Annotated in this window: 24 protein-coding genes; 16 read left to right on the forward strand and 8 right to left on the reverse strand. The window is 42.2% G+C overall.

Annotated elements, in window-relative coordinates:
• Positions 1–10 precede the first annotated feature (10 nt).
• Positions 11–910, forward strand: a complete 900-nt coding sequence (locus CWC02_RS14880) for a Dyp-type peroxidase (protein ID WP_054551011.1) — start codon at positions 11–13, stop codon at positions 908–910.
• On the opposite strand, the gene argR is transcribed toward CWC02_RS14880, so the two are convergent.
• Complete coding sequence (gene argR / locus CWC02_RS14885) at positions 907–1,374, reverse strand: transcriptional regulator ArgR (protein WP_054551012.1); 468 nt, start codon at positions 1,372–1,374, stop codon at positions 907–909. The two genes, CWC02_RS14880 and argR, sit on opposite strands and share 4 nt — an antisense overlap.
• A 225-nt stretch (positions 1,375–1,599) precedes the next feature.
• Between argR and mdh the strand changes: the two genes are divergently transcribed.
• Positions 1,600–2,535: a malate dehydrogenase gene (mdh, locus tag CWC02_RS14895; protein WP_054551013.1), complete on the forward strand. Its 936-nt coding sequence runs from the start codon at positions 1,600–1,602 to the stop codon at positions 2,533–2,535.
• 89 nt (positions 2,536–2,624) lie between these two features.
• On the opposite strand, the gene ispB is transcribed toward mdh, so the two are convergent.
• Positions 2,625–3,596: an octaprenyl diphosphate synthase gene (gene ispB, locus CWC02_RS14900; protein WP_054551014.1), complete on the reverse strand. Its 972-nt coding sequence runs from the start codon at positions 3,594–3,596 to the stop codon at positions 2,625–2,627.
• Positions 3,597–4,006: 410 nt separating this feature from the next.
• Here ispB and rplU point away from each other — a divergent pair, with 410 nt between their 5' ends.
• The 5 genes from rplU to CWC02_RS14925 all read left to right on the forward strand — a co-directional run bounded on the left by rplU (position 4,007) and on the right by CWC02_RS14925 (position 6,925).
• Positions 4,007–4,318 (forward strand): 50S ribosomal protein L21, encoded by a 312-nt coding sequence (gene rplU / locus CWC02_RS14905; protein WP_036965957.1) that lies wholly within the window; start codon positions 4,007–4,009, stop codon positions 4,316–4,318.
• 16 nt (positions 4,319–4,334) lie between these two features.
• Entirely contained in the window at positions 4,335–4,592 is a 258-nt protein-coding gene (gene rpmA / locus CWC02_RS14910; protein WP_054551015.1) for a 50S ribosomal protein L27, read from the forward strand.
• A 162-nt stretch (positions 4,593–4,754) separates the two neighbouring features.
• Positions 4,755–5,909, forward strand: a complete 1,155-nt coding sequence (cgtA, locus tag CWC02_RS14915) for an Obg family GTPase CgtA (protein ID WP_138619097.1) — start codon at positions 4,755–4,757, stop codon at positions 5,907–5,909.
• Between the two features lie 79 nt (positions 5,910–5,988).
• Positions 5,989–6,468 carry a type 3 dihydrofolate reductase gene (gene folA, locus CWC02_RS14920; RefSeq protein ID WP_138619140.1) on the forward strand — a complete coding sequence of 160 codons (480 nt, stop codon included), beginning with the start codon at positions 5,989–5,991 and terminating at the stop codon, positions 6,466–6,468.
• A 79-nt stretch (positions 6,469–6,547) separates the two neighbouring features.
• Positions 6,548–6,925 carry a DUF3718 domain-containing protein gene (locus tag CWC02_RS14925; protein WP_138619099.1) on the forward strand — a complete coding sequence of 126 codons (378 nt, stop codon included), beginning with the start codon at positions 6,548–6,550 and terminating at the stop codon, positions 6,923–6,925.
• Positions 6,926–7,071: 146 nt separating this feature from the next.
• Here the strand turns inward: CWC02_RS14925 and CWC02_RS14930 are convergent, their stop codons facing one another.
• The gene (locus tag CWC02_RS14930; RefSeq protein ID WP_138619101.1) at positions 7,072–8,040 is read right to left on the reverse strand and encodes a class 1 fructose-bisphosphatase; all 969 of its coding nucleotides are present in this window, start codon (positions 8,038–8,040) and stop codon (positions 7,072–7,074) included.
• Between the two features lie 160 nt (positions 8,041–8,200).
• Between CWC02_RS14930 and CWC02_RS14935 the strand changes: the two genes are divergently transcribed.
• Both CWC02_RS14935 and CWC02_RS14940 read left to right on the forward strand, forming a co-directional pair.
• A complete protein-coding gene (locus CWC02_RS14935; protein WP_138619103.1) occupies positions 8,201–10,630 on the forward strand; it encodes a zinc-dependent metalloprotease in 2,430 nt (809 codons plus the stop codon).
• A 105-nt stretch (positions 10,631–10,735) separates the two neighbouring features.
• Positions 10,736–11,518, forward strand: coding sequence for a YggN family protein (locus CWC02_RS14940; RefSeq protein WP_138619105.1), 783 nt, complete (start codon positions 10,736–10,738; stop codon positions 11,516–11,518).
• A gap of 61 nt (positions 11,519–11,579) precedes the next feature.
• Here CWC02_RS14940 and CWC02_RS14945 read toward each other — a convergent pair whose 3' ends face one another.
• Both CWC02_RS14945 and rsuA read right to left on the reverse strand, forming a co-directional pair.
• Positions 11,580–13,154, reverse strand: a complete 1,575-nt coding sequence (locus CWC02_RS14945; protein ID WP_138619142.1) for a methyl-accepting chemotaxis protein — start codon at positions 13,152–13,154, stop codon at positions 11,580–11,582.
• Between the two features lie 154 nt (positions 13,155–13,308).
• Positions 13,309–14,007 carry a 16S rRNA pseudouridine(516) synthase RsuA gene (gene rsuA, locus CWC02_RS14950; protein WP_138601721.1) on the reverse strand — a complete coding sequence of 233 codons (699 nt, stop codon included), beginning with the start codon at positions 14,005–14,007 and terminating at the stop codon, positions 13,309–13,311.
• Between the two features lie 58 nt (positions 14,008–14,065).
• Here rsuA and zapE point away from each other — a divergent pair, with 58 nt between their 5' ends.
• Entirely contained in the window at positions 14,066–15,175 is a 1,110-nt protein-coding gene (gene zapE / locus CWC02_RS14955) for a cell division protein ZapE (protein WP_138619107.1), read from the forward strand.
• Between the two features lie 48 nt (positions 15,176–15,223).
• Here the strand turns inward: zapE and CWC02_RS14960 are convergent, their stop codons facing one another.
• Positions 15,224–18,244 carry a TonB-dependent receptor domain-containing protein gene (locus CWC02_RS14960; RefSeq protein ID WP_138619109.1) on the reverse strand — a complete coding sequence of 1,007 codons (3,021 nt, stop codon included), beginning with the start codon at positions 18,242–18,244 and terminating at the stop codon, positions 15,224–15,226.
• A 330-nt stretch (positions 18,245–18,574) separates the two neighbouring features.
• Here CWC02_RS14960 and CWC02_RS14965 point away from each other — a divergent pair, with 330 nt between their 5' ends.
• Positions 18,575–20,704 carry a winged helix-turn-helix domain-containing protein gene (locus tag CWC02_RS14965; RefSeq protein ID WP_171043850.1) on the forward strand — a complete coding sequence of 710 codons (2,130 nt, stop codon included), beginning with the start codon at positions 18,575–18,577 and terminating at the stop codon, positions 20,702–20,704.
• A 1-nt stretch (position 20,705) separates the two neighbouring features.
• Here CWC02_RS14965 and CWC02_RS14970 read toward each other — a convergent pair whose 3' ends face one another.
• Together CWC02_RS14970 and CWC02_RS14975 are read right to left on the reverse strand one after the other, a co-directional pair.
• Positions 20,706–21,035 (reverse strand): 5-carboxymethyl-2-hydroxymuconate Delta-isomerase, encoded by a 330-nt coding sequence (locus CWC02_RS14970; RefSeq protein ID WP_054551025.1) that lies wholly within the window; start codon positions 21,033–21,035, stop codon positions 20,706–20,708.
• A gap of 10 nt (positions 21,036–21,045) precedes the next feature.
• Entirely contained in the window at positions 21,046–21,633 is a 588-nt protein-coding gene (locus tag CWC02_RS14975; protein WP_138619113.1) for an outer membrane beta-barrel protein, read from the reverse strand.
• Between the two features lie 103 nt (positions 21,634–21,736).
• Here CWC02_RS14975 and CWC02_RS14980 point away from each other — a divergent pair, with 103 nt between their 5' ends.
• The 5 genes from CWC02_RS14980 to CWC02_RS15000 are packed head-to-tail and all read left to right on the forward strand — an operon-like array spanning position 21,737 to position 25,687.
• A complete protein-coding gene (locus CWC02_RS14980) occupies positions 21,737–22,207 on the forward strand; it encodes a CreA family protein (RefSeq protein ID WP_054551027.1) in 471 nt (156 codons plus the stop codon).
• A 3-nt stretch (positions 22,208–22,210) separates the two neighbouring features.
• Complete coding sequence (locus CWC02_RS14985; RefSeq protein ID WP_138619115.1) at positions 22,211–22,993, forward strand: hypothetical protein; 783 nt, start codon at positions 22,211–22,213, stop codon at positions 22,991–22,993.
• 6 nt (positions 22,994–22,999) lie between these two features.
• A complete protein-coding gene (locus CWC02_RS14990; RefSeq protein ID WP_119852454.1) occupies positions 23,000–23,620 on the forward strand; it encodes a LysE family translocator in 621 nt (206 codons plus the stop codon).
• Positions 23,621–23,627: 7 nt separating this feature from the next.
• A complete protein-coding gene (locus CWC02_RS14995) occupies positions 23,628–24,143 on the forward strand; it encodes a gamma-glutamylcyclotransferase family protein (protein ID WP_138619117.1) in 516 nt (171 codons plus the stop codon).
• Complete coding sequence (locus CWC02_RS15000) at positions 24,140–25,687, forward strand: serine hydrolase (RefSeq protein ID WP_063703012.1); 1,548 nt, start codon at positions 24,140–24,142, stop codon at positions 25,685–25,687. Before CWC02_RS14995 ends, CWC02_RS15000 begins: the two co-directional genes overlap by 4 nt.
• Positions 25,688–25,705 lie beyond the last annotated feature (18 nt).

Genomic DNA, 25,705 nt, shown 5'->3' on the forward strand with positions numbered 1-25,705 from the left:
AGGATTCACTATGGCGCAAGCGCAATCTGGGATTTGTGCTGAAGCAAACTTACATGGTTTGCACCTGTTTTTTAATGTTTACGATGGCCACGATGAGTCATTACGTAAAAAACTAAAACGCGTTAGCGTCATTCAAGATGAGTTTGCTGATCAGTTCTCAGAAGCCATGCTATCGTGCGTGGTTGCCCTTGGTGCTCAGTATTGGCCGCATATCTTGCCCGAGTTTATTCCTAGTCAATTGCAAAGCTTTCCGAATGTAACTCACAGTGATCATGTGATGAGTGCCCAGCCATTTGATTTGTTTGTACAAATTCGCTCAGACCGTGAAGATGTAAACCATCTATTTGCCCTGCAAATCCTAAAATTATTAACACCGGATGTTGAGCTGGTGGAGCAGGTCCGTAATTTTCGGTTTTTAGATGGACGTGATTTTAACGGCTTTATTTATGCAGGCGATACACCTCATGGCCGTCAAAAGCGTAGTACAGCACTTATCGATAAACCGGGGCACTTTGAAGATCAAGGCAGCTATATTCATGTTCAGCGCTTTGTGCATGATTTGAGTGTCTGGCAGCATTTATCGCTGTCTGAGCAAGAGCAAATCATGGGGCGCACGCGTCTAGATAATACCTTGATTGTGCCTGCTGTAGAAACCAGTCATGCGGTACGTAGTGAATTAAAAGATGAGCATGGCCAGCCACTATTGCTAAACCAAAGCATGCCATTTGGTGATGTGCATAAGCAGGGAATTTTAATGGTTTCGTGTGCTGCGCAAGGGGATGCGTTTGAGCAGGTATTAAAGAGTCGCTTGGGGCAGGGCGATTGCTATGATCATTGGCTCGACTTTACTCAAGCCGATATGGGATCTGCGTTTTTCGCCCCGTCAGTAAACTTCTTAAAGCAACTTTAAACGGTATCGAATAAAGTGCGTACGCGATCAAGCGTCACATCGATTTCAGAAATCTTCGCAGGGGCGATAAAAATAGTGTCGTCGCCTGCAATGGTACCGAGTACACCATCTGCTTTACCGAGTGAATCAAGTAAACGAGCAATTAATTGTGCTGCGCCTGGACTGGTGCGAATAATGATCATCATTTCGTTATGCATAATATCAATAACAAGCTGACGCAGTGGGCTTTTCGCTGTTGGCACACCCATTTCAGCCGGTAAGCAATAGACCATTTCTTGTTTTGCATTACGAGTACGTACCGCACCAAATTTGCTTAACATGCGAGATACTTTACTTTGACTAATATTATCAAAGCCTTGCTCTTTTAATGCTTCGACAATCTCACCTTGTGAACCGAAGTTTTCTTCTTTTAATAGCGCTTTAAACGCTTTGATCAGTGCTTCTTGTTTGTCTTGTGGTTGCATGTTGCCGTTTCTTTATTCATAAAATGTAGGGTAATTCTACACAACTCTGCATATTTATGCAGTATTAGTTTACAAAGTCGTCCAAAATGCTGTGTCTTTACAGCCAAGTTTACAACTATGGTCGAAATTATACGCGAAATAAGCAGGATAAATTTGTTTTTAGTCGCTAATTTCATTATCTTTAGGGCCACAAATATTTCCTACCTCAAATTACGGAGAATTCCAATGAAAGTTGCTGTTTTAGGCGCAGCTGGCGGTATCGGCCAAGCATTGTCTTTATTATTAAAAACAAGTTTACCTGCAGGTTCTGAATTATCGTTATACGATGTTGCCCCTGTTGTTCCTGGTGTAGCGGTTGATCTTTCTCACATCCCAACAGACGTTAAAGTTGAAGGCTTTGGTGCTGACAGCTTAGACGCAGCATTAGCTGGTTGTGATATCGTTCTTATCCCAGCGGGTATGCCACGTAAGCCAGGCATGGACCGTGCGGACCTTTTCAACGTAAACGCAGGTATCATCAAAACATTAGCTGAAGGCATCGTTAAAAACTGTCCTAAAGCGTTAGTAGGTATCATCACTAACCCAGTAAACGGCACAGTGCCAATCGTTGCTGAAGTATTCAAAAAAGCTGGTACTTACGATGCAGGCCGTGTATTCGGTATCACAACGCTTGACGTGATCCGTTCAGAAGCATTTGTTGCTGAACTTAAAGGTTTAAGCGCAACTGACGTTAAAGTTCCAGTGATCGGCGGTCACTCAGGTACGACAATCCTTCCTCTTCTATCTCAAGTTGAAGGTGTTACTTTCACTGACGAAGAAGTTGCGGCATTAACTCCACGTATCCAAAACGCAGGTACTGAAGTTGTTAACGCTAAAGCGGGTGGCGGTTCAGCGACTCTTTCTATGGGTGCTGCAGCAGCACGCTTCTGTATGTCTTTAGTTAAAGGCTTACAAGGTGAAGAAGTTGTTGATTACGCATACGTTGCAGTTGAAAACGGTGACGCAGCATACTTCGCACACCCAGTTCGTCTAGGTAAAAACGGCGTTGAAGAAATCCTTTCTTACGGTGAGTTAAGTGCATTCGAAGAGCAAGCTAAAAACGACATGCTAGCTACACTTAACAAAGACATCCAAGAAGGTGTTGATTTCATCAACGGTTAATTCCGACAGATGATAGGCGATTTTTTAAATCGCCGAAAACAAAAAAGCCTGCAAATGCAGGCTTTTTTAATGGCTCGAATAAATAGTGTTTAGTGATCGCGGGCAACGGCGATACGGGCCAAACTCTCTAAGGCTTGTTTGTACGGTGTATCTGGTAAGAACGCAATACAAGCAATTGCTTTGTCAGCTTCTTGCTCAGCTTTTTGCATTGCAAACTCAAGGGCTTTAGTGTCAGCTAATGCCGCTAGAATGCTTTCTAAATGGTCCATACCATTACCAAGCTCAATAGCTTCGCGTACTAGCTTAACTTGCTCTGGTGTGCCTTTTTGCATTGCGTAGATAAGCGGTAGGGTAGGTTTACCTTCAGCTAAATCATCGCCAATGTTTTTACCAAGTTGCTCGGCATCGGCGTTGTAATCAAGTACATCATCCACTAATTGGAATGCAGTTCCAAGATGCATTCCATATAAGTTTAATGCTTCAAGGGTTTGTTTGTCTTGCTCGGTAATAATTGCAGCAAGGCCGGTTGCAGCTTCGAACAATTTTGCCGTTTTGCTGTAAATAACCTGCATATAGCTTTGTTCTGTGGTGTCAGGGTCATTACAGTTCATTAGCTGTAATACTTCACCTTCAGCGATGACATTGGTTGCATCCGCTAAAATTTGCATGATTGGCATTTTACCTAGGCCAACCATAAGCTGAAATGAACGTGTATAGATAAAGTCACCGACCAAAACGCTCGCTGCATTACCAAACTCTGCGTTGGCTGTAGGCGTACCACGGCGCAAATGTGACTCGTCGACAACGTCGTCATGCAATAAAGTGGCGGTATGAATAAATTCGATGATAGTGGCAAGCGTAATATGGTCTTTGCCCTCATAACCAAGTGCTTTTGCCGCTAAAATGGCCAACATAGGACGAACGCGTTTACCGCCACTGTTTACTATGTATAAACCGAGTTGGTTAACCAATGCGACATCTGAGCGCATTTGGGCATGTATAAGTTGATTGACGTCATCCATTTCATTTTCGATTAACGTCTGGATAGCTTTTATATCCATTGATCTCCGAGCCAATATTTATGGGTATACGGGGCTGATTGTACAACAAAAAAAGCGCTTGCTCGATATTTTGTGATGATTCAGTAAAAAAACACTGTAAAGTTTTTTATTTGAGATCAATTTTGCCAAGATAAATTTATAACCTTGATTAATAAGTGATCAGCTTTTTGAATTTTAAAGGTGCGTATTATTAGCGTAATTTAATTGTCATGAGATCGTAAAAACCGCTTGGCATGTGGTGTTTTTAGGATAGAATAGGGGAAAATATTGAATTGCTCTCAATGCAGCTATTTTTTATTCATTTTATCGAAAAAGAGGCTTGCTAGTTTTTGCACATTAGCGTAAACTTCGCGCCCTATTGAAGAATATTTTAGTTGCGTCGATTTGAGGGCGCACAGACGGAGTTAATTATGTACGCGGTTTTCCAAAGTGGTGGTAAACAGCACCGTGTGACTGAAGGTCAAACAATTCGTCTTGAGAAATTAGACGTTGAAACTGGTGCAGCAGTTGAATTTGATTCAGTACTTTTAGTTGCTGATGGTGAGAAAATCGAGATCGGTGTACCGTTCGTAAACGGTGGTAAAGTAACAGCTGAGGTTGTTTCACACGGTCGCGGTGAGAAAGTTAAGATTGTTAAATTTAGACGTCGTAAGCATTCTCGTAAGCAAATGGGCCATCGTCAATGGTTCACTGAAGTTAAAATCACTGGCATTAGCGCTTAATTAGAGGTACTGAGAAATGGCACATAAAAAAGCAGCTGGTAGTACTCGTAACGGTCGCGATTCAGAAAGCAAACGCCTAGGTGTTAAGCGTTTTGGTGGCGAATCAGTTCTAGCGGGTAGCATCATTGTTCGTCAACGTGGTACTCGTTTCCACGCTGGCGCAAACGTAGGTATCGGTAAAGACCACACTATCTTCGCAAAAGCAGATGGTAAAGTTCAATTCGAACAGAAAGGTCCTTTAAACCGTAAATACGTAAATATCGTAGCTGAGTAATCATCTCGATATTTGAAAAACCCCGCCTTTGCGGGGTTTTTTGTTTTAAGGCACATAATCGAGCGTATAAATATATACCTAAGCGCCTTGGCATTGGGTGCTGAATAGGGCACTTAGGTATATAATAGAGTTATTAACAAGCCAATCTTAAAGTGAGTAATCATGAAGTTTGTAGATGAAGTAGAAATTCGTTGTGACGCGGGTGATGGCGGCAGCGGTGTCGTATCTTTCCGACGTGAAAAATATGTACCAGATGGCGGTCCTGATGGCGGCGACGGCGGCGATGGCGGCAGCGTTTATCTACAAGCCGATGAAAACTTAAATACGTTAATTGATTACCAATTTGAGCGTTTTCATAAAGCAGAGCGCGGCACAAATGGTCAAAGCCGTAACATGACTGGTAAAAAAGGCGCTGATTTAACGCTTAAAGTGCCTGTTGGTACACGTATCATTGATGTTGATACTGAAGAGTCATTAGGTGATTTGACCAAGCATGGTCAAAAGGTTGTTGTTGCAAAAGGTGGTTTCCATGGCTTGGGGAATGCACGTTTTAAATCAAGTACAAACCGCGCTCCACGTCAAAAAACACTAGGTACACCTGGTGAAGTTCGCAGCTTACGTCTAGAGCTAATGCTACTTGCAGATGTTGGCTTACTTGGTTTACCAAATGCTGGTAAATCAACGTTTATCCGCAGTGTTTCTGCAGCTAAACCAAAAGTGGCAGATTACCCGTTTACGACGCTTATTCCTAATCTTGGTGTAGTACGCCCAGATGCGAATAAGTCATTTGTAATTGCTGATATCCCAGGTCTAATCGAAGGCGCTTCAGATGGCGCAGGCCTTGGTATTCGCTTCTTAAAACACTTAGAGCGTTGTCGTGTATTACTGCATATCATTGATGTTATGCCTGTTGATGGCACAAATCCGGTTGATAATGCCTTTGCGATTATTAATGAGCTACACCAATACAGCCCTAAACTTGCTGAAAAGCCGCGCTGGTTAGTATTTAACAAAATTGACCTATTACCAGAAGATGAAGCTGAAGCCCTGTGTAATGAAATTGCCGAAGAGCTAGGTGAAGAGGCTAATGTTTACCGTATCTCTGCTGCGAATAAACAAAATACTCAAGCATTGTGTCATGACATTATGGCGCTACTTGATAGTATGCCGAAAGAGAAATTCGCTGAAGAAGAGAAAGAAGAAGTTGAATTTAAGTGGGATACTTACCATCAGAAAGCGACCTCTCAAGACGATGATGATTGGGATGACGACTGGGATGATGATGACTACGACGTAGAAGTTATCTACCAACGATAAAATTTAAAACTGAAAAGGAGCCATGCGCTCCTTTTTTATTAATAAGAAAAAAGTATTAAGGTTTAGTGTGAAAATTTCAATGATTGCTGCGATGGCAAATAACCGAGTAATTGGCCAAGACAACCAAATGCCATGGCATTTACCCGCCGATCTGCAACACTTTAAAAAAGTAACCATGGCAAAGCCTGTGATCATGGGCCGTAAAACATTTGAATCAATAGGTCGGCCTTTACCGGGTCGTCAAAATATTATTATCACGCGTAATGCTGATTACACAGCTGAAGGTATTGAGGTGGTTACTTCACCAGAGGCTGCGCTGGAATTGGTTGCTGATGTTGAAGAAGTAATGATTATTGGTGGCGGAAATATATACGAACAATTCCTGTCTCAAGCAGATCGTCTATACTTAACATTCATCGACCTCGAAGTGGCCGGTGATACGCAATTCCCAGATTACGAAAGTGTTGCTAATTGGACAGTTGCCGAGCAAGAAAAGCATCAGCCTGATAACAAAAACCCTCACTCGTATACTTTTGTAACCCTGTACAAAAATTCGTAACATTATTGCGGTAAAATTAATTAGTTGGTACAATATTACACAATCTTGGTAAGAAAAAAGTATTACATAAGGGCAAAATATGATGAAGTTACCAAATATGTTACTTGCAGCGGCTGTTGTATCAGCGTCAGTTGCGTATACAGCACCAGCAAAAGCTGATGATCAATTAGCGGTTTCTATCTGTGAATATATCGCAGCTGATGATAAAAACCGTTTGCGTAGTAAGCTTAAAAGTTCACGTGTGAAAGTTCGTAACATTTTTGATGCTGTGAAATGCAATGGCAATAACATGCTTCGTCATGCAATCGAAAGCGGCGCGGCAGATACTGGTGAGTATATTGTTAAGAACTTATCAAAAAGCTCTTTAGAAGATGGTGCTGATATTGCTTGGGCTGAGTCGAACGGTCATGGTGGTTCACCACTAATCGCTGTTATTAAAGACCGCGCAGGCCTTTAATTTAAGCGCCAAAAGAATTTAAGAAACCGCACTCGTTGCGGTTTTTTTGTGCCTGTAAGGTAAGTAACTTGTTGAGAATCTTTCGTTTGTTAAAAACTGGAAGCTTCTAAAGTTGAAGCCTTCCAGTTTGAGGCATTTACTGCTTGTTATTTATGGTAGCTTAAACAGGTTTCTACTTCGTTCTTCGAACCTAAGATCACCGCCACACGTTGGTGAATAGCGTCAGGTTGAATGTCCATGATGCGCTCAGTGCCTGTAGAAGCTATGCCGCCAGCTTGTTCGATTAACATTGCCATTGGATTTGCTTCGTATAATAAACGTAATTTGTTAGGTTTATTTGGATCTTTCGTGTCAGTTGGGTAAGTAAAAATACCACCACGACATAATACACGGTGCACATCACCCACCATTGCAGCAATCCAGCGCATGTTGAAGTTACGACCACGTGGGCCTGTGTCACCAGCAATTAAGTCATTGATGTAATTTTGCATCGCAGGTTGCCAATGGCGTTGGTTTGAAGCATTGATAGCAAATTCGCTGGTCTCTTCAGGTACGCTTGCAAAATCTTGTGTTAATAAGAAGGTACCGTGCGTTTTATCTAAGGTGAAAAAGCGTGTGCCCTTGCCGGTTGTTAACGCCAGCACGGTTGATGGGCCATATAATACATAACCCGCTGCAACTTGGTTTTTACCCGGTTGCATAAAAATACTAGGATCAGCTGGATCTGAACCTTCAGGCGCCGCCATAATTGAGAAAATTGTACCAACGAGTGAGTTGATATCAGTATTTGATGAGCCATCAAGTGGGTCGAATGCAACAATGTAGTTGGCATCTGGATTACCCGCAACGGTGAAGTCTTCTTCTTCAGAGGCAATGGCTTTTACGTAGCCCGATTCTAATAAAATATCTTTTAAAAGTTGGTTAGTTAGAACGTCGAGTTTTTTCTGTGTTTCACCCTGAATGTTTTCGTCTAGGGTTGAGCCTAATACGCCAGATAGGGCGCCTTGACCAACACGAAATGAAATTTCTTTACATGCCGCAAGTACCGTTCTGATCAATGAGATCAGTTCACGAGGGCAACCATCTTCTAACAATACCGGTGGGAGTCTACGCATTCTATTTTCCTGATAACGTTGTAGCCAGACATTTTTAGTGTGAGAGAGAATGTCTTAGCAAGCGCTGAATTTCGTCTTAAATAGCTGATTTTTATAAACGGTACTTTATACTGCTTAATACCTATACAGTATTTAAAACGCGAATAACAAAGATAAGATTATGCAAAAAATACCATTACTACGATATCTGCTCTTAGCTGTGCTACTTACTATGATAACTCAAGCACACGCAGCAATTAAGTCTATAAATGATTTTACTGAAAAAATGACTCATTTTTCAGGCTATTTTTCATTTTACTACGACACAGAAAACGGCAAATTGTATCTTGAGGTGGATAAACTCGAGCAACAATTTTTACTACAACAAAGCCTACCTTACGGTGTTGGTTCAAATGATATTGGCTTAGATCGCGGTCAGTTAGGTGACACACATTTAGTACAGTTTGAGCGTTTTGGCGATAAGGTAATGCTAAGAGCCATCAATACATATTACCGCGCTAATACTAATAACCTTGCGGAACAACAAAGTATTAAAGAGGCGTTCGCATCGAGTATTTTAGCGGGTTTTGGTGTTGTAGCTCAGTCAGATACTGCGGTACTTGTGGATTACACCCCTTATTTATTAAGCGATGTTCATGGTGTAAGCCGTCGTTTATCGGCAACCGGGCAGGGAAGTTTTAGTCTAGATAGTAACCGCAGTGCGGTATATTTAGCACGTTCAAAAGCGTTTGAAAAAAATACAGAATTAGAAGCCGTGCTTACTTTTCAAGGTAATAACCCAGGAAAGTATGTACGCCAAGTGAGCGCAGACCCTTATGCGCTGACAGTACATATGCATCACTCATTAATTGAATTACCTGATGATAACTACACCCCGCGCAAGTTCCACCCTCAAGCAGGTTTTTGGAGCATTGAGCACAAAGATTATGCGGCAGCGCTGGGTGAGTCTATGTATGTGCGCTACATCCCGCGTCATCGTTTAGCGAAAAAAGATCCGAGCCTGCCAATCAGCGAGCCCGTTGAGCCGATTGTTTATTACTTAGATCCGGGTGTACCAGAGCCAGTTAAAACAGCGTTACTTGATGGTGCTAAATGGTGGAATGATGCCTTTAATGCAGCAGGTTATAAGAACGCATTTATTGTCAAAGTGCTCCCTGATGATGCCGACCCTATGGATATACGCTACAACGTAATTCAATGGGTGCACCGTGCAACGCGTGGTTGGTCATATGGCAGCTCAGTGATAGACCCTCGAACAGGCGAAATTATCAAAGGTCATGTGACACTCGGGTCACTGCGTGTTCGTCAAGATATCCTAATTGCAGAAGCATTAGCAGCTCCCTATTTTGAAGGCAATGAAGTGGCTAAGCGTTTACAAGCCATGGCGCTTGATCGTATTCGTCAATTAAGCGCTCATGAAGTAGGGCATACTTTAGGTATTTCGCATAACTTTGCAGCGTCAGTGGCAGACAGAGCCTCTGTAATGGATTATCCACACCCACTATTGAGCTTTAATGAGCAAGGTAAATTAGATGTAAGCCGTGGCTATGCTGCTGGCATGGGCGTATGGGATACCCAAGTGGTTAAATACGGTTATAGCGACTTCACCAATCAAGATGAAGCACAGCAATTGGCCGCAATTTTAGCTGAAAACAAAAGCAAAGGGCTGGAATTTATTTCAGACAGTGATGCCCGCGCTCAAGGGGGGGCTCATCCAACAGGGCATTTATGGGATAACGGCAGTTCACCAAGTGATGAGCTAATGCGTGTACTTGATGTTCGTAAACAAGCACTGACGAGCTTTGGTATCGAAAACATCAAAACAGGCACTGCTTTATCGCAATTAGAAGAAATGCTGGTGCCACTTTATTTGTTCCATCGCTATCAAGTAGAAGCTGCGGTTAAATTAATTGCTGGTGTGAATTATGAGTACGAAGTACGTGATGGTTCACAACCAAAAGGGGCACAGGTTGTGGCAAAGCAAACGCAACAAGCAGCAGTGGATGCCTTACTTGCAACGCTAAAAGCCGAAAACCTTGTTTTACCTGAGTCAGTATTAGCGCTTATTCCGCCAAAAGCGTATGGTGAATCTAAATCACGCGAAAGTATTGTTGGTCGTACAGGACTAACGCTTGATGCGATGGCGCTGCCTGAGGTTGCTGCAGCACATAGCTTGAGCCTACTTTTTAATAGCCAACGCATTAACCGTTTAGCACAGCAGCAAGCACGAAGCGATGCATTTTATGGTTTAGATGCGCTATTAGCACAAACTTATCAGCAAGTATTTGAGCAAAAAATTGCTTCAGGGATGGCAGGTAAAATTAGCCAACGTGTGCAGCTTTTAACTGCAAAACAGTTTGCCGATTTAGTTGCAAGCAATGAGGTGGCACCCGAAGTACAAGCTCAGCTTCGTTACTACTTAGCTAAACTTGCAAAGAGTTACCAGCAAGAATCAATGCTAGGCAGTGTATCCGTTGGCAACAGTGCATTTAAGCAATATTTAAGCGAGCAAATCAGTCACTTTTTAGAAAACGGTGAATGGCCTGCAAACTTTAAAGTGTTGCCAATGCCACCGGGTTCGCCAATTTAACTCACCTTTCTTTTAAGACGCCTAGCATAGCTAGGCGTTTTACTTGCATAAAATTGGATATTTGCTAATCTAGCGGCCTTCCTTTTTTGTCTTTTTGAGGTGTATATGGCGTTCTTTTCTCGCTCGTTGTTAGCAGCGGCCATTACATTCTCTAGCTTTTCCAGTTACGCAACCTTAGAAAAAAAACAATGCGATGTAGAGCTAAGCCATGGCTTAATCATCACTGATGATGTCATTCGTATTGTTGATAAAGGTCAAACTCGCGTACAGATCAATAACGATAACCAATTGTTTATAAGAGGTTATTGGGTTGATTTAAGCCCAGATGAAAGCAAAGTTGTGGAGCAGTTCAGCCGCGGTATCAGGCAAACAGTCCCTGAACTTGTTGACTTGGCGACCGATGGTGTAAACCTTGGCTTAAGTGCCATCGAGCAAGTTGTTGAGGGTATGTCAGACAAAGAGCCTGAAGTGTTAAAAACTCAGCTGCAATATGTTGAGCGTGCGCTGATGGATAAATTTAAGCGTGGTGATGACTTTTTCTTTATTGCTCCGCAGTCGCTGTCGAAAATAGATGACTTTTTTACCAAAGAAATCAGCCAAAAAATTCACTCTGCAGTGCATGGCTCACTTGGCGCTATTTTAGTCTCGTTAGGCGATGCTTTTAAATCGCGCGAAGGTAACATCGAAGACCGTATCAATGATATGGGGCAGCGTATGGATATCATCTCAAAAGAAATTGATAAATCACTACAAAAGAAAGCAGAGCAATTAGAGATGAAAGCCTCAGAATACTGTGAGTGTTTGAACTCATTAGATGTCACTGAGTCACGATTACAACAACTGGTGCCGGGGATGGCCGATTTTGATTTGGTACAAATAAAGTCTTAATACGAACTTAAAACGAAAAAGCCCAGCAGTTGCTGGGCTTTTTCGTTTTTACTTGTTTGAATTAGCTAAACTTAGCGGTTTCAGTTTCTAAATTGCTAGTAAGGCCTTTGATCAAATCGGTTGCTGTATGAGCCTGATTAGATACATTAGCCGTTTGTGAAGCCGTGTCTGAGATAGTCACGATGCGCTTGGCGGTGTCTTCACCTGCATCAAGTTGCTCTTTCGCAGCAATGGCTATCTGATGGCTCATTTGTGCGATTGCGCTGAGTGAACTGGCAACGCGTTTTAGTTCTTCATTGGCTTTAGTCGACTTTTCAACGGTTTGTTCACTGGTACTAATACTAAGAGAAACAGATGACTTGGCATCTTGGGTTGCAGCTTGTAGTTTGCCAATCATATTGCGGATTTCTTCAGTGCTGGTTTGTGTGCGCTGAGCAAGCCCACGAACTTCATCAGCAACTACAGCAAAGCCTCGTCCTTGCTCACCTGCACGGGCAGCTTCTATCGCCGCATTAAGCGCAAGTAAGTTCGTTTGTTCGGCAATACCTTGAATAACACTGAGCACATTTGCGATGTTATTTACTTCATCATCAAGCACTTGAATGTTATTACCAGCGCTGTCAATTTGCTGCTCTAAAAGCGCGATGGTATCAGCAGCCTCGCTGGTTAAGTGGCTGGCACTTTGACCTTGTTGCTCAGCTTCTTGCACTGAGTCAGCTGCTTGTTCAGCATGTTCTACAACGGTTTGCGCTGAGGCTGTTAACTCGGTAATAGCTGAAGCAACCATTTGAGTTTCTTCGTTTAGGCTACGAGTTAGTTTATCGAGCTCAACAGAGCGAGACTCGTTATCAACACTTTGATTTTTTAAGCTATCTGTAACCCCTTTAATACCACCAACAACGCCACGTAAGCCTTGCTGCATATAATGCATGGCAGCAATAATGCTCTCAGGTGGGGCATCTTGGCGAATATGTGAGTTTAAGTTGCCGCGAGAGACGTTTTTTACAATACCAATTACTTCGTCAATTTCGCCGCCTAAGGCATTAGTGAGCGATGAACCAAAGCGGGCAATGGCAAAGGTCAGTGCAATGGCAATAAGCATAGATAAGCCCAGCAGCCACTTTGCAGTATTCCAATAACGTTCATCAACTTCTTTGGCGCTAATGCCTGTACCAACATACCAGCCAAACAGCGGTGTTTTTTGTACTACAGAGGTTAAATCAACGGTTTCACCATCTCGCACTGAATCCCAGTGATAGGTGATGATTTTATTGGTCGTGTTACCCACGAGATTTTCGACCATACGGCCGATACTGTTGCCGCTGGCATCTTTAAAATCGTTAAAGCTGGTGCCGTGTAGTTCTGGGTCGTGCGGAGTGGCGACAAAATCTAAGTTGTTGTCGACGACATACACATATTCTGAGTCGTGGTATTTATTTTCTCGAAGTACCTGAATCGCGAGCTTCTTTGCTTGTGCTTCTTCGAGTTGATTGCTTTTAACCATCAACTCAAATTGCTCAACAATATTGGTGGTGCTCTTCATGAGCTGGTTGATACGCGCGATGTTGTCGCTTTCGCTGGCATGACGTAAAGATTGTAAGCCAAGTAACGCTATCGCCGATAACGCAATAAACATTGCGATAGCAAATAAGGTGATTTTTGTTTTTAAAGCTAATCCTGATAACACAGTCAGCCTCCTTTATTATTTCCCCTGTTAACTTCTACCACGTTTGTCTGGTTTTATTAAGGAAAAATGACAGCGTTATCATGATTTTTACTCAAGTACCTATTTAGAGCTTCAGTTCGGCTTCTGTCAGGGCACGATATTCACCGCTTGCAAGGCTTTCATCGAGGGTGATGCCAGCTATTTTTTCACGATGTAATTCAACAACTTTATTACCCACAGCCGCAAGCATTCGCTTAACTTGATGGTATTTACCTTCGCAAATTGAAAGGCGTAAGCTGTAGCTTGCAAGTTTTTCAACAACCGCAGGGCGAGTTAGCTCTTTTTCGTTGTGCAATTGCACCCCTTGCTCTAACGCTGCAATGGCTTCTTCATCAATAGGTTCTTGAGTTTCAACTAAATACGTTTTGAATTTGTTATGCTTTGGTGCAGTAATTTTGTGTGACCAGTCGCCGTCATTGGTGATGATCACTAACCCTGTGGTGTCGATATCTAAACGGCCTGCAACATGAAAGTCGCTCATGTTTGGTTCATCAAGTAAGTCGAATACAGTTGGGTGAAGGTCATCTTTGTTGGCACACACATAGCCCGCTGGTTTATGGAGCATAAAGTAGCGTTTGCCTAAAAACACCAGCGGCTCGCCTTGCCAGCGCACGTCGTCATCTTGGTTGATTGAATAATCAAATGAGGTGATCACCTCGCCATTAACAGTGGCGTATTTACGTTTGATACCTGCTTTGGTTTTGCTGCGAGGTAACTCGGCAATATGGCTAATAAATTTATCTAAACGGCATGGAAATTTCATTGGGATCACATTTTTAGTCGGCTACAATGGCGGCGAGTATAGCGGATACTAGTTACCTATGACAGTACAGCAAGGACAAATATTACAGCATTACCAAGCGCAAATAGCCAAAGGTGATTTGCAAGAAGACTGTGCCCAGCGCACAGCGATTAATGCTCTGGATAATCTAGCCACAGAATTGGCTGCACCAAGCCATTGGTGGCAAAGCGCTAAGCCAATAAAAGGGGTTTACTTATATGGCCCAGTAGGGCGTGGTAAATCCATGTTAATGGACGTGTTTTTTCGGCTTGTTAATATTGACGCTAAGCAGCGTTTGCACTTTCATCATTTTATGAAGCAAGTGCATGAGCGCTTAACTCAGCTGCAAGGGCAGAAAAATCCGCTGACGGTGATTGCTAAAGAGTGGGCAGAGCACATTCGCTTGATTTGTTTTGATGAGTTTTTTGTGTCTGATATTGGCGATGCCATGATCTTAGGTGGCTTATTCAAAGCCCTGTTTGAGCAACAAGTAGTGTTAGTGGCAACGTCGAACTGTCAACCGGAGCAGTTATATCGCAACGGTTTACAGCGAGCACGATTTTTACCGACAATCGATTTATTAAATGAGCATTGCCATGTTTTAAGTGTTGAAGGCGATACAGATCATCGCTTTCGCTTTGGCAAACAAACCGCACATTATTTTATTAATAACAAAGAGGCGCTAACAGAGCGCTTTTTAAAGCAAGAGCAAGCGGTACAAAGGCAAACAACGATAGAGGTTTGCCACCGAGAGCTTAGCTGTATCTTGCTCGCTCAAGACGCCATTATGTTTGATTTTATGACGCTTTGCTCAGGACCTAGAAGCACCGCGGATTATATTGATTTGGCAGAGCGTTTTCAGCGGGTGTATTTACTCAATGTGCCAGTAATGGGGCGCGGAGCCACAGGCAAACAAATTGTGCATGGTATTGAAGATAGCTACCAGCGAGAAAAGCAAGATTTACAAGAACACTTTTTAGATGATGAAGCGCGGCGCTTTATTGCTTTGATTGATGAGTTTTATGATCGCAGCCGATTGCTGGTGATTTCGGCTGAGGTGGGCATTAGCGATTTATATCAAGGCCAAAAGCTGGCATTTGAATATGCGCGTACCGAGTCTCGATTAGTTGAGATGCAAAGCTGGCATTGATAAAGAAACACGCCACTGAGGCGTGCTTCTTATTTTCGAGCGCTGAGGCTAGAAGCTGTATGATACACCTATGTATGCATAGCGCCCCTTGCCACCACCGTATTTTGAATAATAATTACCGCGGCCTGATGGGTAAAAGTCCCCTTTATTATCAAAAAGGTTATTCACACCACCAAATAAACGTAAATCACTTTTGTTAGACAGTCCTAATTTATAAGAAACTGACAAATCATGTCTTAGGTATGAGCCGTAATCTTGAAAAGCTAGTTTTTCAGGGTTCGTAACGCATTCATCGCTTCCTTCTGCGCAGCGTTCATCATTATCTGCTAAGTAGCCTAAGTATTCTTCTTCTCTACTTTGGCTTGCTTTAAATGAGCCTAAGTATTTAGTACGCCAACGGATCCGTAACTCATCTTTTCGCCAAGTTAAAGACATTGAAGCTTTATCTTTACTTTCGCCATAGCCCGCATAATGTGTAGTCACTTTACCGCCATCAGGGCTTTGGTATGTTTGCGAGTTCTCGATGACATGATTGTAGTCAAGTTTAAATGCCAACTGACCTAAACTTTGTAAATCATATTCATACTGAGCTGAAACATCATAACCACGTGCAGTTAGCTCATCGAGGTTGTATTTACGTTGTACTATTTCAATGATATTACCTTCATCATTACGGGTAATATCATTACAAAAAGAATTATTTTCACCCCATTGTGTACCTGAGTCATAACACTCTCGTTGAATATTATCATTACTTAATTCAGAGATAGCATCAGAGACAGATATGTCATAAAAATCAATCGCAAGATTAAAATCAGGGATAAACTGAGGGGCAATACTCACACCGAAAGTATAGGTATCAGCGGTTTCTTCTTTGAGCTCTTTATTACCCACACCCGGTGAATAACGGTTGTTATCATCATCAAATTCAAAGTTAGGATCTTCTGCAATTAGGGCTGCAAGTGTTGGCTCTTTGCGGCAGTTATCATGCCCTGCGTCAGTTGATGTAGCTGTTAGACCATCACAGATATCATCATAGCTGTCATAGTCGCCGCGTGGTGGTGATAATAATTCTGTGATAGTTGGAGCACGTTGAGCACGGGCATAGTTAGCTCTAAAAGCATAGCCGTTAGTAATTTCCCACATTACGCCTAATTTATAACTGGCAACAGTCCCGACATTATTCATACTGTAGTTAGCTACACGTAAAGATAGGTCTGTATCAAGTGACTTTGCAAATGTTGCATCCCTTAAAAGCGGTAGTGCAAGCTCAGCAAAAGCTTCATATACATCAACTTCACCATAAAAAGTAGGCACATAATTAAAAGTAATACCGCCTGCTTTTATATCATCACTGGTTTTGAGGTCTTGGCTATCTTTGCGGTATTCACCACCAAACACAGCTGCAACTGGCCCTGCAGGGAGCTCAAACAGGTCACCAGTAATGTAGCCTACCGCACCATATTGTTTTATCTCGGTATCAATAATTGGGTTGCTGCGGATCCAAGCGGCCATCTCTTCGGTAATAGAGCCTTCACCAAATAAGTTAATTGCTACACAGCCTTCTGCGCGAGCCGCTTCATCAATACACTGAATTGTGCCATCAGCTAACTCTTCAGCTTGTAAAGCTTGATTAAGTCTAACTGTATTTAATTCATTGCTCCGTACTTGATGTTGTTTAAATCGACCATAGCTGACTGAAAAATCCCAGTCCCACTCGTCATTAAATAGAGTGCCTTGAAGGCCAGCCCAGCTGCGAATAGTTTTTCGACTATTGTCAGTAGTGATGTTACCAACCTCATGAAAGCGACGATCCCAATAAATACGGTCTTTGTATGGGTTTGCATCAAGAATCTCTTGTGGAACATACGGATTGTCAATTGGAATATAACCCGGTTTTACAAGCCCTAAAGGCTCACCTGTAGCCGGATCAAACTGCGGTGCTGTGGCACCCTCATATTCGTCTTCTGGTGATTTATGATTGAACGAATCACTGTCACTGTATTGCACTTGCGCGTAAAACATCACATTGTCAGTAAGGTCATAATCAATTTTAACTGCAGTAGAGAAGTTATCGCTTGGTACATCAAGCATTACATACTGATTTGAATTGATACCATAAATTTCTTCATTACCTTTCCAATCATCACGCAGGGTTTGTCCGTCGTACCAGAACTGTGTGTCGTTTTTGCCATTTTCTAAAAACACACCACCAGGAAGACCATCACTTTTACTCACCCAATCAGCTTGCGTTATGTCGCGCATACATTGATCGCCATCTGCTGTTTGCATTACATTACACATGCGATCTTTATCGTAATCGTAGCTATCTTCTATTTGTGCGCGTTTACGGTCGTAAAAAGTCATACCGAAATCACGGTCCCAGTTTGAACTGAAATAAGCATAGCCGCGACCATCATCGAATGACGTACCATAGTTTAAATCGAGGCTAAACTCTTTACTGCCTCCTTCAGTTGACTCGCCAGTTTTAGCTTTAAAATCAACCCCTTCTTTTTTTGATTGAGTGATGATATTAACAACACCGGCCACAGCATCGGCACCATAAGTTGCAGAAGCGCCACCACTGATTATTTCAACGCGCTCAACCATGCCGCTCGGAATAGTATTTAAACTGACATAGTTGCCGCTGTAGCTATTAGAAACTACACGACGGCCATCGATCAGCGTTAAGGTGCGATTAGGGCCTAAGTTACGTAGTTCAACTGTTGATAGACCGGTAGTTGAAACGCTTGATTGGCTGGTGGTGTTACCGATGCTCTCGCTAAGAGCTGGCATGTTATCAACTAAAATATCTGATAAGTTGCTTAATCCTGTATCGGAAATAGCGTCACGATCCATCGTTACTAAGGGGGTTGAAATGGAAAAACTATCACGCTTTATTCGTGAACCTGTCACGACAATTTTTTCAGGTTCTTCAGTTTGCTCATTGGCTGTTGGGGTGGTATTGGCAGTGCGAGCTATTTCAGCCTCATCTGCAAAAGCATGTTGACTAAAACCACTGGCAACGGCAAGTGCAATGGCACAAGGTTTGGTTAGTAGATTTCTCACAGGCGTTCCTAGTTGTTATATTTTTAGTTTTTAGAACCAGAGTGATGCTCTTTTTAAGGGCAGTTAAAATTTACAGCGAACAACACTCTGGTTGGTTGGTATTGACGTTAAAATAATTATAGAAATGTGAACTTAACTACAATCTTAGGTTGCTCGTTTATGTCTCTATTTTATATCTATTGAATATCTATTCATTTAAAAACAGTGCGTTAGGAAAATTCTTATTGTTAATTAAATTGCAATTCTAGACTGGTTAATACTTGGCTTTTACGTTAGATTGGTAGGGGCTTACACTGCTGTTTATCTAAAATGAGGTTTTATTTAGAGTTAATGGAAACATCTAATCGCGCTTATCAGCTGGGCCCATGTGTTGTTAACCCGCTCGAAAATAAACTGATATGCAATGGCAGTGAACAGCTTTTGCAGCCTAAATTCATTGAGCTATTAGGCTGTTTAGTTGGGCGCTACCCTGAACCTATCACCCGTGAAGATCTTATTAACCATGTGTGGGAAGGTAATTTTTATGTTGGGGAAAAAGCGTTAACGAATGCTATTTGGCATTTACGAAAAACATTTAAAGAACTCGACCCAGAACAAACTTATATAGAGACATTACGTAAAACGGGTTACCGGGTACTGTTAAAGCCTGAACCAATAGCTACAGCCGATGAAGTAAAAACCGAGAGCTTTAGTATCACAGCAGTACAAATAAGGCAGTTGTTTGTGGCTTTTTGTTTAATAAGCCTAGTGGGAATGTATTGGCTGTTCTCATCGCCCTCAGAGCAAATCAATTCAAGCTTTGTGTTGCCACTTAATAGCATCGAAAGTGTGACGGCAAGCCCTGGTCGTGAGATTTATCCTTCAATTTCAGATGATCAACACTACTTGGTGTATTCATGGCGACAACTTGGTAAACAAAATAACCTCTATTTACGCGATTTACATTTTCCTGAACACCCAGCCAAGCAATTAACAGACTCACCTTTTACCGAAGGACGCTCTGTGTTTAGCCCAGACTCAAATACTTTATACTATTACCGAATGGCGTCAGATGTTTGTGAAATTGTAAAACTGTCTTTGGTGAATGCCACCAGTGTTGTACTTGGCGAGTGCAGTAATAGCTATGCAGCAGATCTTGATATCAGTAGTGATGGCAAAACTCTAGCCTACATTGCAGATCATACTGGGCAGTCAGGCAACAGGGTGACTCGTATCAAGCTACTTGGGTTACAGGAAAAACAAACAAAAGAAACAGTTATTCCTTGTAATGATGACTGCGAAACTGTGTATGAGTCGGTGTCGTTTTCGCCCGATGCACAGCGAATTGTGGTTACTCGTAATGTTAAAAACAACCAAAAAGCGCTGTTCTTAATTGATGTGAAAACAGGGCAAAGCCAACGCTTAACTCACGACTTTATTGATATTCACGGTGTAGATTGGCACCCAACTAAAGAGCAATTAGCGTTTAGTGCGGTAGAGGGCGGTAAGCGTTATGGCTATTTTTATGATATTAAGAATAAAACCTTAATCAACACGCAAATTGCTGGTATGAGTTCACCTAACTTCAGTGGCGATGGCAGTGTTTATTATCATCAATGGGATTTAGATAAGGTGATCACGCGACTGAAAATAGACGAACAGGTGGCAAGCTCGCCATTTTCTATGTTGTCGACTAACTTTAGCTCGCTCTTTCCCGAATATAATCAGCAACAGAATAAACTGCTGTATGTGTCGAATGAGTCAGGCAGTTCGCAGCTTTGGATTGTAAACCCCGATAGTAGCTCGCGAAAACAGCTTACTAATATTTCACATAGTACCGCAGAGATCCGTGACCCGACCTGGTCAGCCGATGGACGTTATATCTTGTTTTCATTGAACGATAACGGCAGCGCTCGTTTATATTTTTATGATTTCAAAGTAGAGCAAAGCCAACAAATCGAACTGCCATTTAGCTATGCTGCTAAACCCAAGTTTAGTGCTGATAGTCAGCATTTTTTAGTCTCTGATGGTGACTATCTTTACCGTTATGATTTATCAGGAAAAAACCAAGGAAAAGCTGTTGAAATGCCAGCACAGTATGGCGTTGAAACACAATCGGGCGATATTTTATTTACCAATTCGCGCCATGCTATTTGGATTAAACATCATGATACGGGTGTTGAAGAAATGCTGGTGAACGATGTTAAGTTGGCGCGCAAATATGCGTGGTTACGAGTAGCAAAAAACGCGTATCATGAAGGGCGTATTTATTATTATAAAGAGCGCCGAGGTGATTATCGTATTAGCTACTATGACTTAGCTAGTAAACAACATCATGATTTAATTGCTTTGCCTGAGCGCGCTTATAGCCGTTCATCGGGTCTGACCTACATACCCGATGAACGTTGGTTGGTTTACACTGCGTATCTATCGCCTGAGATAGAAATCAAGCGTTTACCCGCAGCTTATTTACCAAAGTAAGCTAGCACTTACGATAGATATCAGCATCCATATCATAAATATTAACGCTTAGACTATACGAGCGGCGGCAGTATGTTCTTAAGCAATTTAATAATTGCTCACTAAGCATCTGCTTTTGCTCTACGGTTCTTCCTGCCATAATTGATGCGCCGATGTGTATAAAGCCATCTTTACCTTCACCTAATTCGTAATGTTGATAAGCGATTGCACGAGTCTTTATGGTCGAAAGATCAAATAAGCCTGAGTCAAAAACGGCTTGGTGAACTTTTTCAACTAACACTTGTGGCAGAATTGGCAAGTCTTCTGAGTGTTCTATAACAATGTGCGGCATGGGGTTTTCCTTAAAAGCGGTAACTAAAACCGATGTTTGTTTGAAATTGGTTTAATACATCACCATCAAAGTGCCATAGACATTGGCTGTCTTCAGATGCTGGTAATGTGCATGATACGTTACTTGCATTATTTACAATAGTTGCCAACCAGCGAGTTTCAATATAAACCCGTGCTTGATCAGTAAATAAATACTCGGCGCCACCATAAAGACCTGTGGTAAAGAATGTGTCAGAGTCGGCAAAATCTGTGCTGACATGATTTGCGCCAATTTGAGCGCCAACAAAACCTACCATACGATTTGCTAATGGTACTTCTATAGCACTTTGAAATAGCAGGTATTGCATTTCAACTTGCTTGTTGGTTTGGTCTTTCATGTCGAGTTTGGTAGCTGAATAAAAGAAGCCATAGCGGGCATTATTAAGGGTTCTATCTAGGCTGACAGTAAAATGGCTGTCATCCTCAAGCTCAATTTTTAGGTTTTCTTCGGTTTGCACCGAGTTAGTAAAGTTTTTGCCGAAACCAGCGCTAATAGAGTAGTCAGCGTGAGCGGTAGTACTTAAGAACATTAAACACAGTAAACCAAGCGATTTTTTCATTGTTTAGGTGCTCGTTGTTGAAGATATTTTGAGATAGTATTGAAACATAGCAAGCAAATCGTTGTAAACGGACAACTATCGCTTTTTAATAAGGAACACTAGGATGAAGTTACTAAAATTAGCTGCACTTACTGCGCCACTGATTTTGTTGAGCGGTTGCTCGGATGACGCTGCTTCGGTGAGTTTAGGATTATTCACGACTAAAGATATTAAAGTGGTATCACAACAAGACCCGCTTATAAGCGGTGTTACTTGCCATATTAGCCATATTGAAGCGAATCTTGATTTTGCAGATCCATCTGATATGTCTATTGCTTGTCGTCAAACAGGACCTATAACCGCTGAACAATTACAACAAATTGACCGAAGTAAATCGGGCGAAGTGGTTTTTAAGTCATCGAAAAGTATTTTGTTTAAATCGTTAAAAGTACGTCGTATTTATGATGCGCCAACACGCACTCTTTTATATTTGTCTTATTCAACGAAAGAGTCGAGCGGCAGCCATCATCATGCTTTATCAACAGTGCCTCTTTACAATACGGATGCATGGCAATGGGCACAATCACAAGAGTAATTTATGTTAGCGTTATTTAAGTCAGCCCCAGTTGTTGATGAGCAAGAGCAGCAATGGTTAATCGATACCTTTTTATGGGCAGTTGAGCACTTTGATAGTGAATATTATTTAAAACACACGCAAATTATTTTACCTAACGGGCTGTTCTTTCCTGATAGGGTGTCGAGCGTCAGTGAAATGGCTGAAAAGGTATTTAGTCGGGTTGTTGAGTATGCGGGTATGCAGGCGTGGCCAATTAACTTAGTTGCGCCATCTGGGCTTACACCTCAGGTGTTTCCGCATTTTGAGTTTCAAGACAGTTTACGCGGTAGCGAGGCAAGTTTAATTGTACCGGCAAATCATCCGGTGAATATCTCGTTTAACCCGAACCAAATCAATCAACCACAAGATTTAGTGGCAAGTTTTGCTGGTACCTTAGCGACTATTTTGATTCACCATGTGGGTGTCTTACCGCCCGGCGGTAAAGAGTACTTACCGCAAGCGAGCGATGCGTTGGCATGCTATTTAGGCTTTGGGGTAATGATGAGTAATACGGTGTATCAATTTAAAGGAGGCTGCGGCTGCGGTTATAACCCTTATGCCAATCGCCAAGCGGCGCTGACTGAGCCACAAACGCTATTTATGCATGCGCTAGTTACGCATTTTAAAGGGGATAATCAGTCGAAGAAGTTTTTAAAACCCCATTTACGCAGCCAATATAAAAAAGCGCAAAAGCAAATTAAAGCATTGGTGAGTGACAGTGCAAATCCGTTGTTATTGGCATTAGATGAACAAGCAGTAGGGTGATATTGAGTGCAGTATTTAGATGAGTTTTTATTGATAGCCATTGCTCACTTTTTTGCAGTAGCAAGTCCAGGCCCTGATTTTGCAATTGTACTCAAGCAAAGTATTCAACAGGGTCGTAAAAATGCGCTGTGGACCAGTGCCGGTGTTGGTGCGGCTATTCTTTTGCATATTGCTTATTGTGTATTAGGTGTGGCGTTAATTTTATCGCAGTCGCCTAGCTTATTTATGGCTTTAAAATACCTTGCAGGGGCTTATTTGGCTTACTTAGGTGTACAAGCATTACGTAGCGCAAAACCTACCGATAGCACGCAGCAAACTCTTGCTCCTGCTGAACCTGAATCTGTGTATAAAGCATTTCGACGCGGCTTTTTTACCAATGCCCTTAACCCCAAAGCAACACTGTTCTTTATGTCGTTGTTTACTCTTGTGATTAGCCCTGACACACCTGTTTTAGTGCAGGCTGGTTATGGCGTGTATATGGCAATGGCGACTTGGCTGTGGTTTTCATTTTTATCATTGGTGTTATCAAAAGCATCAGTGCGAGCATTTTTCTTAAAAAGCGGATACTGGTTTGATAGAGGCATTGGGGTGATCTTAATTGCCTTAGCTATTCGCGTTGTTGTGTGAGGTGAATATGGCGCTGTATAACTTTTCATTTGGTTCAAATATGTCATCGAGTCGATTGCTGGCAAGGTTGCCAGAGGCTAAACGGGTGGGCACAGCTATTTTAAAAGGCTATGAGCTGACGTTTGATATGGTGAGTACCGATGGCTCTGCGAAATGCAGCGTGCGTAAAACAGCGCAGCCAGATGCCTTAGTGTATGGCGTTGTGTATCAGTTAAACGAAGCTGAAAAGTCGATTCTAGATGACATTGAAGGGCCGCGTTATGACTGTGTGGATATCACCGTTGAACTCATTGATGGCGAGCAACTTGCTGCCCATTGTTATATTGCCAACACCTTAGATGAGTCTTTACTGCCATTCGACTGGTATCTTCAGCATGTTCATCGCGGAGCGCTTGAAGCAGGTGTACCAAATCATTACAGTGAAGCAATACTCGCAAGACCAAGTTGCGATGATCCAGATAAAACCCGAGCAGCGAGAGAGTTCGCTATTCACAACAATAAAAATCACCAAGGGACATTATGACATTTCGTAAATTAGCCGTTGCCGCGGCGCTGTTATCAAGCTGTTCGTTTTACAGTTATGCTGATATCGATAGTAAGAAAATTGAAAAAGTAATCGAAACTTCAATGGCACGTTTTGATGTGCCGGGTATGGCAGTGGCGATTGTTGAAAATGATAAAGTCGTATTAGCTAAAGGCTTTGGGATCGCAAACCTTGATACGGGTAAAAAAGTAAATAAAGACACCTTATTCGGTATCGCGTCAAACACCAAAGCATTCACCGCAGCAGCGTTAGCTAAACTAATTGATGAAGGTAAGCTGAGTTGGGATGACAAAGTGATTGATCATCTACCAGAGTTTCGTCTTTATGACCCTTATGTCACGCGTGAAATGACCATTCGCGATTTACTAAGCCACCGTAGCGGTTTGGGGTTAGGGCAAGGCGACTTAATGATTTGGCCTGATACTGACAAATCAATTGAGGAAATCATCGCAGGTCTTAAATACTTAAAACCAGCGAGTAGCTTTCGCAGTAAATACGCGTATAACAACTTAATGTTTGTAACAGCCGGTGAGGTAGTAGCCCGTGTTTCAGGCATGAGCTGGAATGATTACATCGAGAAGAATATTCTTCAGCCACTTGATATGAAAAACTCACGTGCAGGTTTTTCACGCATTCCTAGTAGCAATAAAAACTGGGCGACAGGTCATATTCCAATGGATGGTCAACTTCATCCATTTTTTGTGAACTACCTTGAAGATTTCCGTGGCGCAGGTGCGATTGCATCAAGCGTGAGCGACATGAGCCAATGGCTACGCACGCAGCTTGCTCATGGCAAAATGCCAAATGGCCAGCAGTTATTCACTGAAAAGCAGCAGCAACAAATGTGGCATCCGCACATTACCTCAATGGCATCAAAAAGTGCTTATGAAGCTTACCACCAACAATTTAGAGGTTATGGTTTAGGTTGGAGCATTGAAGATTTCCACGGCATTAAAAAGCTAGGCCACGGTGGTGGTATCTTAGGTATGGTGTCTCAAGTGACTTTAGTACCTGAGAAAAACCTCGGTATTGTTATTCTGAGTAACCAGCAAGCATTCAGCGCGCTCTCTGCAGTGACCTATGAAGTGCTAGAAGATGCATTAGATCTTGAAGATAAAGACTGGGTTGAAGATCTTGCTAAAAAGCACTTTGAAGGTAAAAAAGAAGCTTACGCAAACGCAAAACCAGAAACACCTGCGGATTATCAACCAAAATTGCCGAACATCAACTACACAGGCACGCTGCATGACAACTGGTATGGTGATGTGGTTATTGAAGAGTTAAATGGCCAGCTACGTATTGATTTTACACATACAAAGCGTTTGAAAGGTCAGCTTGAGCATTACACCGGCAATACGTTCATTGTGAAGTGGGATGAAAAGTTACTTGAAGCAGATGCGTATATTGAGTTTCAAATGAGCCCTGATAACCGAGTGAGTAGTGCGAAAATGCGCGCTGTCTCAACGGCGGTGACAGACTTTAGTTTTGACTTTAGGAATTTAGATTTACGCGCTAAAAAGTAAACCAAAGTCGCAAAGCCA

The sequence above is a fragment of the Pseudoalteromonas sp. S2721 genome (assembly GCF_005887425.1).
Taxonomy (GTDB): domain Bacteria; phylum Pseudomonadota; class Gammaproteobacteria; order Enterobacterales; family Alteromonadaceae; genus Pseudoalteromonas; species Pseudoalteromonas simplex.

Excerpts from the sequence above, each read along its gene's own strand:
- CWC02_RS14980 (WP_054551027.1), top strand. The coding sequence starts at position 21,737 with ATGAAGTTACTAAAATTAGCTGCACTTACTGCGCCACTGATTTTGTTG.
- CWC02_RS14930 (WP_138619101.1), bottom strand. The coding sequence starts at position 8,040 with ATGCGTAGACTCCCACCGGTATTGTTAGAAGATGGTTGCCCTCGTGAA.
- CWC02_RS14940 (WP_138619105.1), top strand. The coding sequence starts at position 10,736 with ATGGCGTTCTTTTCTCGCTCGTTGTTAGCAGCGGCCATTACATTCTCT.
- cgtA (WP_138619097.1), top strand. The coding sequence starts at position 4,755 with ATGAAGTTTGTAGATGAAGTAGAAATTCGTTGTGACGCGGGTGATGGC.
- zapE (WP_138619107.1), top strand. The coding sequence starts at position 14,066 with ATGACAGTACAGCAAGGACAAATATTACAGCATTACCAAGCGCAAATA.
- CWC02_RS14975 (WP_138619113.1), bottom strand. The coding sequence starts at position 21,633 with ATGAAAAAATCGCTTGGTTTACTGTGTTTAATGTTCTTAAGTACTACC.
- CWC02_RS14925 (WP_138619099.1), top strand. The coding sequence starts at position 6,548 with ATGATGAAGTTACCAAATATGTTACTTGCAGCGGCTGTTGTATCAGCG.
- CWC02_RS14965 (WP_171043850.1), top strand. The coding sequence starts at position 18,575 with ATGGAAACATCTAATCGCGCTTATCAGCTGGGCCCATGTGTTGTTAAC.
- CWC02_RS14935 (WP_138619103.1), top strand. The coding sequence starts at position 8,201 with ATGCAAAAAATACCATTACTACGATATCTGCTCTTAGCTGTGCTACTT.
- CWC02_RS14995 (WP_138619117.1), top strand. The coding sequence starts at position 23,628 with ATGGCGCTGTATAACTTTTCATTTGGTTCAAATATGTCATCGAGTCGA.
- CWC02_RS14970 (WP_054551025.1), bottom strand. The coding sequence starts at position 21,035 with ATGCCGCACATTGTTATAGAACACTCAGAAGACTTGCCAATTCTGCCA.
- argR (WP_054551012.1), bottom strand. The coding sequence starts at position 1,374 with ATGCAACCACAAGACAAACAAGAAGCACTGATCAAAGCGTTTAAAGCG.
- CWC02_RS14945 (WP_138619142.1), bottom strand. The coding sequence starts at position 13,154 with ATGTTTATTGCGTTATCGGCGATAGCGTTACTTGGCTTACAATCTTTA.
- CWC02_RS15000 (WP_063703012.1), top strand. The coding sequence starts at position 24,140 with ATGACATTTCGTAAATTAGCCGTTGCCGCGGCGCTGTTATCAAGCTGT.
- ispB (WP_054551014.1), bottom strand. The coding sequence starts at position 3,596 with ATGGATATAAAAGCTATCCAGACGTTAATCGAAAATGAAATGGATGAC.
- rplU (WP_036965957.1), top strand. The coding sequence starts at position 4,007 with ATGTACGCGGTTTTCCAAAGTGGTGGTAAACAGCACCGTGTGACTGAA.
- folA (WP_138619140.1), top strand. The coding sequence starts at position 5,989 with ATGATTGCTGCGATGGCAAATAACCGAGTAATTGGCCAAGACAACCAA.
- CWC02_RS14880 (WP_054551011.1), top strand. The coding sequence starts at position 11 with ATGGCGCAAGCGCAATCTGGGATTTGTGCTGAAGCAAACTTACATGGT.
- mdh (WP_054551013.1), top strand. The coding sequence starts at position 1,600 with ATGAAAGTTGCTGTTTTAGGCGCAGCTGGCGGTATCGGCCAAGCATTG.
- rpmA (WP_054551015.1), top strand. The coding sequence starts at position 4,335 with ATGGCACATAAAAAAGCAGCTGGTAGTACTCGTAACGGTCGCGATTCA.
- CWC02_RS14985 (WP_138619115.1), top strand. The coding sequence starts at position 22,211 with ATGTTAGCGTTATTTAAGTCAGCCCCAGTTGTTGATGAGCAAGAGCAG.
- rsuA (WP_138601721.1), bottom strand. The coding sequence starts at position 14,007 with ATGAAATTTCCATGCCGTTTAGATAAATTTATTAGCCATATTGCCGAG.